We start from the raw sequence: 11,599 nt of genomic DNA on the forward strand, positions 1-11,599 counted from the left end.
CAGTACAGCTTTATTGTACCGTTGTGCCAGGTGGCGACCTTCATGTCTTGCTCTCGCGCAACGCGGCTTTCAGAACCTTGCCGTTTGCATTGCGCGGTGGCGGTGTCATGCGCAGTGAGACTGTTTCCGGCACCTTGTAGTCTGACAATCGCTCCGCGCAGCGCGGATTGGCGAGCGACCCCATCTTGGAATCAGGGTCGCTGCCGTCCGACCTTGAACGTCTTGGCGCCATCCACGAACTTGGACCCGTAGCGTCCGTGTCGCGAGATCACGGGCGGCGTCGCCTGCGCCCGGAACGTCTTGAAGACCCTGGAATTCTCCCCTCTCAGTGAAGCGTGCTCCCGCTTTGACGTTCCTTTGTCTATGGCCTGAGCCCTTCAATCGAGCGCCGCGCATCTAAGCGGATCGCTGGCCTGCTGGCCGGGCGTGTTGCAGCGCAGCCCTCGGTGCCATTTTACGGTTCACCTCCGATCATCTCGTAAGTTCAAGAACAGAATGAACTGGTCTTGTATTGTGACGCGCGATATCCGGGGCCGAAAGGGGCGTCTCCGCGCCTGGAATCGGTATCAGCCTCTACCCGTGCCGCTGTCGAATTATGAGTACAACTCTTCGCAAGATCGCAAGCGCTTCGTCCTTTGTCAGGGGTGATGCATCTAAGCGCTTGACGAGTTCAAAAAAAGAACTGTAGGTTCGAGGAATGAGGCGGCCGATCCAAGAGCCGCAACGGTTGACGCGCTTGGCCATCGACGCTTGGCGAGCGCGCTCGATCTCGCACGGCATGACGCCTGGCGAGCCGTAGAGACACACAAGAATTGAACGGCGCACCCGAAGAGTGCGCATCAGGGAGGATGCCGATGTTGCCGAGATGGAAGAGTCTTGCCGTTCTGCTCGTGCTGTTGGGCAGCCCGGCATTCGCGGCCGACGAGCCCGGGGTTACGGCGACGGAAATCAAGATTGGCGGGGTGTTTCCGTTCAGCGGACCGGCTTCATCGATCGGTCTCGTGGGCAAGGGGCTGATCGCCTACATTCAGTCCCTGAATGATCGCGGCGGCATCAGCGGGCGCAAGATCAATTACGTCGCCTATGACGATGCCTATAGCCCGCCCAAGGCCGTGGAGCAGGTTCGCAAGCTCGTTGAGAGCGATGAAGTTGCATTCATGTTCGGTCAGCTCGGCACTCCCGCCATTTCGGCAACGTCAAAATACCTGAAGTCGAAAGGGGTGCCCAGCATCGCGATCGTCAGCGGATCGTCCAAGTTCACCGACGTCGCCAGTTACCCGCTGATCACGACAGGTCTCGTCAGCTACGATACCGAGGGAAAGATCTACGCAAAATACCTCACGAAGGCTCTGCCGAACGCCAAATATGCGATCCTCTACCAGAATGACGACCTCGGAAAAGACTACGTCAACGCCTTCAAGGCGTTTCTCGGTAAGGACTACGATCGCAGGGTCGTCACCGCGTCCTATGAGGTCACTGAACCGACCGTCGATTCGCAGATCACCAACCTGAAGAGCTCCGGTGCGGATGCCCTGATGATCGCGGGCACGCCGAAATTCGCTGCGCAGGCGATCCGGCAGGCCTCTTTGATTGGCTGGAAGGCGACCGTCATCATCAACTTTCCGTCCGGCTCGGTTGGAGGCACGCTCACGCCGGCCGGCCTCGACAAGTCGACTGGCGTGATCGTCGGCACCATCAACAAGGATGTCGTGGATCCGAAGTGGAAAGATGATCCCGGCATGCAGGCCTATCGGGCGTTTATCGACAAATATCTGCCCGGCGTCGATATCACCAACGGCAGCTATCTCACCGGTTATCAGCAGGGCATCCTGCTGGAACAGATCTTGAAACAATGCGGCGATGACCTGTCCCGCAAGAACATCCTGGCTCAGGCCAAGAACCTCCGGGACTTCGTCGTCCCGACCGCACTGCCGGGCATCAAGATCAACACCAGCGAAACCGAGAACATGATCTGGACGCAGATGCGCCTGCAGCGATGGACCGGATCGACTTGGGAAGCCTTCGGAGAAGTGCTGGACGCCAGGTCCGAATGAGCACGTAACAGGCGAGAGGCGAGCGGCATTGACGACGTGCCGGCGCCGGCGTCCTGCGCGACACGAGCGCAACGGCTGCGATCGCCATTCCGGTACTTCAGGAGATCAATTCGATGTCGACGAAGGCACTGACGTTTGCGCCGCGCGAGGTTTCAATCGTGCGCCGACCAGATGGCGCGCTCATATTGAGCTCACCCCTCGAGTGGAAGCCGTGTGACTGGCGTATCACGGACTTTCTGCCGAGCTGGGCAAGCACCACCCCGGACCGGATATTCCTCGCGCAGCGCAATGCGAAGGGTGGGTGGGACGAGATCACCTACAGCGAGGCATGGTCTCAGGTCCAGGCGGTAGGCCAAAGTCTGCTTGATCTGGGCGCAAAGCCAGCGGACAAGCTGGCCATCCTCTCCGGAAACTCGATCGAGAACGCCGTGGTTTCGTTTGCGGCGATGTCTATCGGCGTCATCCTGGCGTCGATATCGCCAAACTACACGCTGATGCCCGGTGGACTTGCTCGTCTCAAGGACATCGCCGAAGTGCTGCGCCCGAGCTTCGTGTTCGTCCAAAGCGGACGTGAGTTTTCCGCAGGCCGTACCATTCCGGAATTGGCGGCCGCGACCTGGATCAGTGTCGATGGCGCGCCGGACACGGTGCCCTTCCGTACCCTCACAGCCAAAACCGCGTGCGACGGATTTGCCGAGGCATCTCGTGCGGTCTCGTGCGACGCGGTCGCCAAGATACTCTTCACGTCGGGTTCGACAGGCTTTCCGAAAGGCGTGCTCAACACCCACCGCATGATGGCAAGCTCCCTGCAAATGGGTAGCCAGCTCGTGTCTCCTCCGGCTGCGCCAGTCCAGGTGGAGTGGCTGCCTTGGCACCACACGATGGGCAGCAACGTCATTCTTCACGGCATCCTCAAGAACGGCGGGACGCTCTATATCGACGACGGCCGTCCGCTGCCGCAGCTCTTTCATAAGACTGTCGCCAATCTCAAGGAAGTGTCGCCGACCGCCATGTTCAACGTGCCTGCCGGCTATAACCTGCTGTGTGACGCGGTCGAGAAGGATCTCGATCTGGGCGCCAGTGTCTTCAAGCGGGTGGACCGAATGAGTTATGCCGGCGCTGCAATTTCAAAGGACACGCTGGAGAAGCTCTATCGCTTGACACTCTCGGTGACCGGCCGGCGAATTCCGGTCATGTCGGGTTACGGTACGACCGAAACCGCCCCGACCATCAGTACGACCCATTGGGCGACAGATCGACCCGGCGAGATCGGTCTTCCCGCGCCGGGACTGCGGCTCAAGCTCATTCCGGTCTCGGATACTTACGAGGTCAGGGTCAAGGGACCCAACGTCACGCCGGGTTATCTCGGGCGGCCGGATTTGACGGAAATGGCCTTCGACGAGGAAGGCTTCTATCGCATCGGCGATACTGTCTCGTTTCTGGATCCGCAGAAGCCTGAGCTCGGGCTGCGCTTTACCGGACGAATTTCCGAGAACTTCAAGCTTGCGAATGGGACCTGGGTCTCGATCGGCAATATGCGCGCGGCAATCCTGGCCGCAACGCGCGGTGTCTTGCTCGACATGGTGGTCGCGGGCGAAAATCGTGAGGCGTGCGCGCTGCTCTGCTGGTTGAATCCCACGGAGGCCGCACGGATCTCGAAAACTCCGGGTGCGGATTTGACCTCGGATCCCGCCGTGGTCGGGTTCCTGCTGGATCGCTTTCGGGACTACAATGAGACCGTCGGAAGCAGCGAACGGATCTGCTCCTTCGTTCTGCTGAAAGACCCGCCATCAATGGCGGCAGGCGAGATCACCGACAAGGCCTATGTCAACCAACGCGCGGTGCTGAAAGTTCGATCCGAACAGGTTGAGCGTCTCTACACCCACGAAGCTGGCGCCGATGTGATCCGGGTCTGAGAGCGAGCCTGTCCCGTGCGGTCGTTACTCACTCCCTCGCCGCCAGATCGCATCTGGCGGCACCTCCGGCCGCGGGAGGCCTTCGATGCCCGAGCCTCAGGCGGCCCGCGAGCGTGCCTTTGTTTTCGAGGTCGTCGGCGCCGCTGCCGCCGGCGCGCTGCGAGCACCCGGCCCGGGATGAGTATGAACCTCCTTGGCCGACAGCGGCTCGCCGCATTCGGAGCACACCATGACCGGATCGAAATCTTTTCCGCACTTGCGATGCTGGTGCAGCAAGGGGCGGCCGCGCTCGTCGACCATGTGAATATCGCCCCAATGCACGATTGCCATCATGATCGGATACAGATCGAGCCCCTTCTGGGTCAGGATATATTCGTGCCGCTTGGGGGATTCCTGGTAGGGAATGCGGCGCAGGATGCCCTGCCGAACCAACTTCTTCAGACGTTCGGCAAGCAAATGCCGCGTGATTCCGAGTGCCGACTGAAATCCCTCGAAGCGGCGCGTGCGCAGAAAACACTCGCGCAGGATCAGAAGAGTCCAGCGATCGCCGATCACGCCGATAGTTCGGGCCATCGAGCACGGCTCTTCCTCGAGTTCCTTCCACTTCATCCACACACTCCAGTCGCCGCCGCGGCACGGACCTCGTCTCGAATCGTTGCAGAGGCCGGCGCGGATTTGCCATTCTAGATAGGTACTAAACTCCAAACAATACCCTTCCAGGCAAGACGAAATCAGCAGATTGCGGGAGCGTTTGACAGTTCTATTTTAGAACTGTATGTTTGAGGAAAGTCAAGCCGGCGACCGGGATCGCCAGTGCAAGCACATGTTCCGCGGGAGGAGCCGAGATGACCTTGAAGATTGAATTCCAATTCGATTTCGGCAGCCCGAACGCTTATCTGGCCGAGGTGGCGATTCCGGGCATCGAGCAGCGCACCGGTGCGAAATTCGATTATGTTCCGGTCTTGCTTGGCGGCATCTACAAGGCGACGGGCAACATGTCGCCGTTCGACTCGCTTCGTGGGATCAAGAACAAGCCGGAATATCAGGCGCTCGAGACCCAGCGGTTTATCCGCCGCCACAACGTCACGAAATTCCGCCAGAATCCCTTCTTTCCTGTCAACACGCTGATGCTGATGCGGGGCGCCGTGGCAGCCCAGTTCGAGGGCGTGTTCGAGTCCTATTTTCGCGCGGCCTATCACCATATGTGGGAGGAGCCGAAGAAGATGGACGACGTCGAAATCTTCCGGAACGCGTTCATGGCTTCGGGGCTCGATATCGACAGATTGATCGCTCGCGCCCAGCAGGACGACGTCAAGAAGAGGCTGATTGATCTGACCAACGATGCCGTCAGCCGAGGCGCGTTCGGGTCACCAACCTTCTTCGTCGGCAAGGAGATGTTCTTCGGCAAGGATCAGCTTCGTGACGTCGAGGAGTCCATCCTCGAGCAAACGAGGCCGGTCGCAAGGACGGCATAGAGCCGCCGAGCTAACGAAGTTCAATCCAACCGGGAGACGATCCATGCAAAAGAGAAATGCAACCGTCGCAGTGATCGGTGCCGGCGACTATATCGGCGGCGAGATCGCCAAGAAGTTCGCCTCGGAGGGCTTCACGGTGTTCGCCGGGCGCCGGAACGGGGCCAAGCTCGAGCCGCTCGTCAAGGAGATCGAGGCCGCCGGAGGCGAAATCCATGCATGCTCGCTGGATGCCCGCAAGGAGGAGGAGGTCATCTCCTTCCTCGCCGATGCCGACAAGCATGCGCCGCTCGAGGTCTGCATCTTCAACATCGGCGCCAACGTCAACTTTCCGATCCTCGATACGACCGAGCGGGTCTTCCGCAAGGTCTGGGAGATGGCCTGCTATTCCGGCTTTCTCGCCGGCCGCGAGGCCGCGCGGCTGATGCTGCCTCGCGGCGGCGGCAAGATCTTCTTCACCGGCGCGACAGCGTCGCTCCGCGGCGGCAGCGGCTATGCCGCCTTTGCCAGCGCGAAGTTCGGCCTGCGGGCGGTGGCCCAGGCGATGGCGCGCGAGCTCGGCCCCAAGAACATTCACGTCGCGCATCTCATCATCGATTCCGGCGTCGATACGGAATGGGTGCGGCAGCGCCGGCTCGAGGCACTCGGTCCGAATGCGCTCGACGATCCCGATCTCTTGATGCCGCCGTCGTCCGTCGCTGCGTCCTATTGGCAGCTTTATCAGCAGCCGAAGAGCGCGTGGACATTCGAGCTGGAAATCCGTCCCTTCGGCGAGAAGTGGTAAGGAGGCCTTACGATGGAGCTTGCGCTGTCTGCCGATGACGCGGCTTTCCGCGATGAAGTGCGCGCCTTCATCGCGGACAATTATCCGGCGGAGATGCGCGTGCCCAATCCGGAGACCGACCTGACCAAGGAGCAGTCACTGCTCTGGCACCGGATCCTCCACAAGAAGGGCTGGATCGCGCCGCTGTGGCCCAAGGAGTATGGCGGGCCGGGCTGGACGGTCACACAGCGGTTCATCTTTGAGCAGGAAACCTCCCGGGCGGGAACGCTGCCGCCGCTTGCCTTCAGCGTGACCATGGTCGGGCCGGTGATCTACACGTTCGGCAACGAGGCGCAGAAGAAGAAGTTTCTGCCGCGAATTCTGTCCGGCGAGGATTGGTGGTGCCAGGGCTATTCGGAGCCGGGCTCCGGCTCGGACCTTGCGACCGTCAGAACCAAGGCGGTGCGCGAGGGCGACCACTACGTCGTCAACGGGCACAAGACCTGGACCACGCTGGCCCAGCACGCCGACTGGATCTTCTGCCTGGTGCGAACTGATCCGAATGCGAAGCCGCAATCGGGAATCTCCTTCCTGCTGATCGACATGAAGTCGCCCGGCGTCACCGTTCGGCCGATCATCACGATCGACGGCAGTCACGAGGTCAACGACGTCTTTCTCGAGGACGTCCGCGTGCCCGTCGAGAACCTGGTCGGCGAGGAGAACAAGGGCTGGACGTACGCCAAGTTCCTGCTCGGCAACGAGCGCACCAGCATGGCGGGCATCGGCCGGTCCACCCGCTATCTCCGGAAGCTGAAGCAGATCGTGAAGGCCGAGATACCGGCCGACGATCCGGCGCATCTGGGATTTCTACGCGACATCGCCCGCGTCGAGCTCGACGTGCTGGCGCTGGAGGCGACCGAACTACGCGTGGTCGCCCAGATGGCGCGTGGTATCGATCCCGGTCCGGCGGCGTCGCTGTTCAAGGTCCGCGGCACCGAGATCTTCCAGGACATCACCGAGCTCACGCACCGCGCCATCGGCAATTATGGTCTTGCCATCCGCGAGCATCCGGTCAGTGACAACCACTTCATGCCGGGTCCGGACTACGGCCACACCGCGTCCGAGAAATATCTGAACGCGCGCAAGCTCAGCATCTACGGCGGATCCAACGAGATCCAGCGAAACATCATCGCCAAAGCCGTGCTCGGGCTCTAAGCCACGGCGGATCGGGAGGACCGGATGGATATTCAGTTCACGGAAGAGCAGGAATTACTGCGATCCAGCGTTCAGCGCCTTCTGCGCGACCAGTATGATTTCGAGGCGCGGCGCAAGATCGTGGCGAGCGAGGAGGGGTTCAGCCGGACGCGGTGGAGGGCCTTCGCCGAGCTCGGCCTGCTCGCTGCACCGTTTTCCGAAGATGCCGGCGGCCTCGGCGGCGGTCCGTTGTCGACCATGATCGTCATGCAGGAGTTCGGCCGTCACCTCGTCGTCGAGCCTTTCGTCGAAACGGTGGTGCTTGCTGGCGGCCTGATCGAGCAGCTTGGCACGTCCGAGCAGAAGCAGGCATTCATCCCAGGCATCATCGACGGCTCCAGGATCTGGGCGCTGGCCTGGACCGAGAGGGCCTCCCGGTTCGATTTCGCCAATATCGCGACCAAGGCGCGGCGCGAGGGAGACGACTACGTTCTGAGCGGCGAGAAGACCATGGTGATGGCAGCGCCTTGGGCGGATCATCTGATCGTTTCGGCCCGGACCGCCGGCGACAATCGCGACCGCGGCGGCGTCAGCCTGTTCGTGGTCGACCGCCATGCCGCGGGCGTCAATCTCCAGAGCTTCAAGACCATCGACGGACGCCGCGCCGCCGAGATCAGCTTGCGCGAGGTCCGCGGACAATTGCTGGGAGCAGAAGGCGAGGGCGTTGCCGCGCTGGAAACCTGTCGTGACCGCGCGATCGGCGCGCTTTGCGCCGAGGTCGTCGGCGCGATCGGCGAGCTGAATGCCGCAACGCTGGACTATTCAAAGACCCGAAAGCAGTTCGGCACCGCCATCGGCTCCTTTCAGGTGTTGCAGCATCGCATGGTCGACATGTTCATTGCCCATCAGGAGGCGCTCTCCCTGATGCAGCATCTCAATCTCAGCCTCGACGCCGGTGATTCAGGCCTGTCGCGGCTCGCCTCCGGGGCCAAGTCAAAGATTGGCTATGCCGGGAAGTTCGTAGCCGACCAGGGGGTGCAGCTTCACGGCGGCATGGGAATGACCGACGAGCTGAACGTCGGACACTATTTCAAGCGAATCTCCTCCATCAACATCCAGTTCGGCGATCCCGCGTTCCACGTGCTGCGCTACGCGCAGCTGGATGCGGCCGCGTAAAGAGAAGAGGCCAGCATGACGACTGAAGCAGTCATCGTTTCCACCGCACGCACGGCCGTCGGCAAGGCCTATCGTGGCGCGCTCAACAACACGGACGGCCCGACCATGGCCGGGCATGTGATGGCCGAAGCCGTGAAGCGCGCCGGCATCGCGCCGGGCGAGGTGGAAGACGTGGTGATGGGCTGCGCGATGCAGCAAGGCACCATGGTGATGAACGTGGCGCGCAAGGGCGCGATCCGCGCTGGCCTGCCCGTGACGGTGGCCGGCACCACGATCGACCGGCAATGCGCGTCCGGCCTGCAGGCCATCGCCGTTGCCGCGCGCTCGGTGATGCTGGACGGGGTCGAGGTCGCCATCGGCGGCGGGATCGAGTCGATCAGCCTCGTGCAGAACGAGCACATGAACAAATTCCACGCCGTCGACGACGAGCTGATGGCGATGAAGCCCGAAATGTACATGTCGATGCTCGATACGGCGGAGGTCGTCGCCGAGCGGTACACGATCGGCCGCGACAAGCAGGACGAGTACAGCCTCGAATGCCAGCGCCGCGTCGGCGCCGCTCTGCAAGCCGGCCGCTTCAGCGATGAAATCGTGCCGTTCACGACCAGGATGGCGCTCGTCAACAAGGACACCAAGGAGGTCACCTACGAACAGGTGACGCTCACGAAAGACGAGGGCCCGCGTCCGGAAACCACGGCCGAGGGCCTTGCCAAGATCAAGCCGGTGTTCGAGGGCAAGACCATCAGCGCGGGCAATGCCAGCCAGCTCTCGGACGGTGCTTCAGCCTGTGTGGTCACGAGCGGAAAGTTTGCAGCCAGCAAGGGGCTGAAGCCGCTCGGTATCTTCCGCGGATTCGTCGCCGCCGGCGTCGAGCCGGACGAGATGGGCGTCGGCCCGGTCGCCGCGATCCCGCGTCTGCTCAAGCGCCACGGTTTGAGGATCGACGACATCGATCTCTGGGAGCTCAACGAGGCGTATGCGGTGCAGGTGATCTATTGCCGCGACAAGCTCGGCATCGATCCGGACAAGCTCAACGTCAACGGCGGCTCGATCGCGATCGGCCACCCCTATGGCATGACCGGCTCGCGGCTCACCGGCCACCTCCTGATCGAGGGACGGCGGCGCAAGGCGAAATACGGCGTGGTGACCATGTGCATCGGTGGTGGCATGGGCGCCGCGGGCTTGTTTGAAATCATCCACTGAGCGGAAACGCGGGGAGATCATTCGTGAAGACAGCGATCACTGAACTGTTTGGTATCGAGCATCCGATCATCCAGGGTGGAATGCATTATGTCGGCTTCGCCGAAATGGCGGCCGCGGTATCCAACGCCGGCGGGCTCGGCTTGATCACCGGCCTCACCCAGCGGACGCCGGAGCTGCTTGCCAAGGAGATCGCGCGCTGCCGGGACATGACGGACAAGCCGTTCGGCGTGAACCTGACCTTCCTGCCGACCTTCAGCGCCCCGCCTTATCCGGAGTATATCGCTGCCATCAGGGAGGGCGGCGTCAGGATCGTCGAGACGGCCGGACGTAGCCCTGAACAATACATGCCGGCCCTGAAGGCGGGCGGCATCAAGGTGATCCACAAATGCACCTCGGTCCGGCATTCGTTGAAGGCCGAACAGATCGGCTGCGATGCCGTCAGCGTCGACGGCTTCGAGTGCGGCGGCCATCCGGGCGAGGATGACATGCCCAACATGATCCTGCTGCCGCGTGCGGCCGATGAACTGAAGATCCCGTTCGTGGCATCCGGCGGCATGGCCGACGCGCGCAGCCTGGTTGCGGCGCTTGCGATGGGAGCGGCGGGAATGAACATGGGTACGCGGTTCATCGCCACCAAGGAAGCGCCGGTGCACGAGAACGTCAAGAAGGCGCTGGTCGCGGCGTCCGAGCTCGACACCAGGCTCGTTATGCGCGCGCTCCGCAACACCGAGCGGGTCCTGAACAACAAGGGCGTCGAGCATCTGCTCGAGGTCGAGCGCGAGAAGGGCAAGAACCTCAAGATCGACGACATCCATGATCAGGTAGCGGGCGTCTATCCCAGGGTGATGATCGACGGCGACATGGACGCGGGCGCCTGGAGCTGCGGCATGGTCGTCGGACTCATTCACGATATTCCGACCGTGAAGGAGTTGATCGACCGCATCATGGCGGACGCCGAGCGATTGATCAGGGGCAGGCTGACGGGATTCCTTGATGCCGACAGTGGGGCCAATCTCAAGGTCGCGTGAAGCCACGGCTTGCGACCCGCGCTGCAGACGACATTTCGTCGTCTCTGCGTGGGCTGGAAGCTCCGGCCGTGATGGGATCGTCAACAGCGAATATCTTGTGCCATCCCGGAGCAGGCGATGCGTTACCCGAAAGACCATGGGCAGCATACCCGCAGACGCATCGTCGAAAGCGCTTCCCGCGGTCTGCGCCAGGCCGGCGCCGATGGCCTGAGTGTGGCCGACCTGATGAAGCTCGCCAATCTGACGCATGGCAGCTTCTACGCCTACTTCAAATCGCGCGACGCGTTGGTCGTCGAAGGGCTCGCCCTGGCCATGGATCGAACGATCGTGCATTGGCTCAGCCTCACGCAGGGGCTGCCCGCCGGGAAGGGATTCGACGCACTTGTCGAGTCTTACCTGGGTCCTCTCCACCGTGACGATCCGGGGCGCGGTTGCGCGCTGCCGGCCTTGGCCGCCGACATCGGACGTTCAGGTCCGGAGGCGCGGCGCACCCTTGAACGGGGGCTCAGCAAGATGATCGATATCATCGCGCGGCTGACCTCGGCGAGGCCGTCATCGGATGTGAGACAGAGCGCCGCCGGCGCAATTGCGACCATGGTCGGTGCGGTCGTGCTGGCGCGTGCAGTCGACGACAAGCGTTTGTCCGACCTCCTGCTGGAGGCCGGACGGCAGGCTTTGGGCAGCCCGGTCGCGAGCGAGTGCGAGAGAACGCATTCGGCCGACAATTGAGAAACGGCTTAACCGACGTTGGCTTCTGGGCGGTGTAGGCCGATGGCGGAGGCAAACGGCTGTG

11 protein-coding genes are annotated in these 11,599 nt (G+C 62.1%); 9 read left to right on the plus strand and 2 right to left on the minus strand.

Going from position 1 to position 11,599, the window contains the following annotated elements:
• Positions 1 to 40: 40 nt before the first annotated feature.
• Positions 41 to 184: a hypothetical protein gene (locus tag XI04_RS05825; protein WP_154694137.1), complete on the minus strand. Its 144-nt coding sequence runs from the start codon at positions 182 to 184 to the stop codon at positions 41 to 43.
• Between the two features lie 670 nt (positions 185 to 854).
• Here XI04_RS05825 and XI04_RS05830 point away from each other — a divergent pair.
• Positions 855 to 2,054 carry an ABC transporter substrate-binding protein gene (locus XI04_RS05830; protein WP_038948946.1) on the plus strand — a complete coding sequence of 400 codons (1,200 nt, stop codon included), beginning with the start codon at positions 855 to 857 and terminating at the stop codon, positions 2,052 to 2,054.
• Positions 2,055 to 2,167: 113 nt separating this feature from the next.
• Complete coding sequence (locus tag XI04_RS05835; protein WP_271608107.1) at positions 2,168 to 3,970, plus strand: AMP-binding protein; 1,803 nt, start codon at positions 2,168 to 2,170, stop codon at positions 3,968 to 3,970.
• Between the two features lie 96 nt (positions 3,971 to 4,066).
• Here XI04_RS05835 and XI04_RS05840 read toward each other — a convergent pair whose 3' ends face one another.
• Entirely contained in the window at positions 4,067 to 4,579 is a 513-nt protein-coding gene (locus XI04_RS05840) for a winged helix-turn-helix transcriptional regulator (protein ID WP_028143607.1), read from the minus strand.
• A gap of 236 nt (positions 4,580 to 4,815) precedes the next feature.
• Here XI04_RS05840 and XI04_RS05845 point away from each other — a divergent pair, with 236 nt between their 5' ends.
• The 7 genes from XI04_RS05845 to XI04_RS05875 all read left to right on the plus strand — a co-directional run bounded on the left by XI04_RS05845 (position 4,816) and on the right by XI04_RS05875 (position 11,535).
• Positions 4,816 to 5,445: a 2-hydroxychromene-2-carboxylate isomerase gene (locus XI04_RS05845; RefSeq protein WP_038970434.1), complete on the plus strand. Its 630-nt coding sequence runs from the start codon at positions 4,816 to 4,818 to the stop codon at positions 5,443 to 5,445.
• 43 nt (positions 5,446 to 5,488) lie between these two features.
• Complete coding sequence (locus tag XI04_RS05850) at positions 5,489 to 6,226, plus strand: SDR family oxidoreductase (protein WP_038970433.1); 738 nt, start codon at positions 5,489 to 5,491, stop codon at positions 6,224 to 6,226.
• 12 nt (positions 6,227 to 6,238) lie between these two features.
• Positions 6,239 to 7,420 (plus strand): acyl-CoA dehydrogenase family protein, encoded by a 1,182-nt coding sequence (locus tag XI04_RS05855; RefSeq protein WP_271608106.1) that lies wholly within the window; start codon positions 6,239 to 6,241, stop codon positions 7,418 to 7,420.
• A 24-nt stretch (positions 7,421 to 7,444) separates the two neighbouring features.
• Positions 7,445 to 8,575, plus strand: coding sequence for an acyl-CoA dehydrogenase family protein (locus XI04_RS05860; protein WP_271608105.1), 1,131 nt, complete (start codon positions 7,445 to 7,447; stop codon positions 8,573 to 8,575).
• Between the two features lie 15 nt (positions 8,576 to 8,590).
• Positions 8,591 to 9,778: an acetyl-CoA C-acyltransferase gene (locus tag XI04_RS05865; protein WP_028143612.1), complete on the plus strand. Its 1,188-nt coding sequence runs from the start codon at positions 8,591 to 8,593 to the stop codon at positions 9,776 to 9,778.
• A gap of 23 nt (positions 9,779 to 9,801) precedes the next feature.
• Entirely contained in the window at positions 9,802 to 10,806 is a 1,005-nt protein-coding gene (locus tag XI04_RS05870) for an NAD(P)H-dependent flavin oxidoreductase (RefSeq protein WP_038948944.1), read from the plus strand.
• Between the two features lie 117 nt (positions 10,807 to 10,923).
• Positions 10,924 to 11,535 carry a TetR/AcrR family transcriptional regulator gene (locus XI04_RS05875; protein ID WP_271608104.1) on the plus strand — a complete coding sequence of 204 codons (612 nt, stop codon included), beginning with the start codon at positions 10,924 to 10,926 and terminating at the stop codon, positions 11,533 to 11,535.
• Positions 11,536 to 11,599 lie beyond the last annotated feature (64 nt).

Source organism: Bradyrhizobium sp. CCBAU 11430 (assembly GCF_028128855.1).
Lineage (GTDB): Bacteria > Pseudomonadota > Alphaproteobacteria > Rhizobiales > Xanthobacteraceae > Bradyrhizobium > Bradyrhizobium ottawaense.

What these genes read in the sequence shown, in the direction of transcription:
- XI04_RS05825 (WP_154694137.1), bottom strand. Translation starts at nt 184, where the DNA reads ATGGGGTCGCTCGCCAATCCGCGCTGCGCGGAGCGATTGTCAGACTAC.
- XI04_RS05830 (WP_038948946.1), top strand. Translation starts at nt 855, where the DNA reads ATGTTGCCGAGATGGAAGAGTCTTGCCGTTCTGCTCGTGCTGTTGGGC.
- XI04_RS05835 (WP_271608107.1), top strand. Translation starts at nt 2,168, where the DNA reads ATGTCGACGAAGGCACTGACGTTTGCGCCGCGCGAGGTTTCAATCGTG.
- XI04_RS05840 (WP_028143607.1), bottom strand. Translation starts at nt 4,579, where the DNA reads ATGAAGTGGAAGGAACTCGAGGAAGAGCCGTGCTCGATGGCCCGAACT.
- XI04_RS05845 (WP_038970434.1), top strand. Translation starts at nt 4,816, where the DNA reads ATGACCTTGAAGATTGAATTCCAATTCGATTTCGGCAGCCCGAACGCT.
- XI04_RS05850 (WP_038970433.1), top strand. Translation starts at nt 5,489, where the DNA reads ATGCAAAAGAGAAATGCAACCGTCGCAGTGATCGGTGCCGGCGACTAT.
- XI04_RS05855 (WP_271608106.1), top strand. Translation starts at nt 6,239, where the DNA reads ATGGAGCTTGCGCTGTCTGCCGATGACGCGGCTTTCCGCGATGAAGTG.
- XI04_RS05860 (WP_271608105.1), top strand. Translation starts at nt 7,445, where the DNA reads ATGGATATTCAGTTCACGGAAGAGCAGGAATTACTGCGATCCAGCGTT.
- XI04_RS05865 (WP_028143612.1), top strand. Translation starts at nt 8,591, where the DNA reads ATGACGACTGAAGCAGTCATCGTTTCCACCGCACGCACGGCCGTCGGC.
- XI04_RS05875 (WP_271608104.1), top strand. Translation starts at nt 10,924, where the DNA reads ATGCGTTACCCGAAAGACCATGGGCAGCATACCCGCAGACGCATCGTC.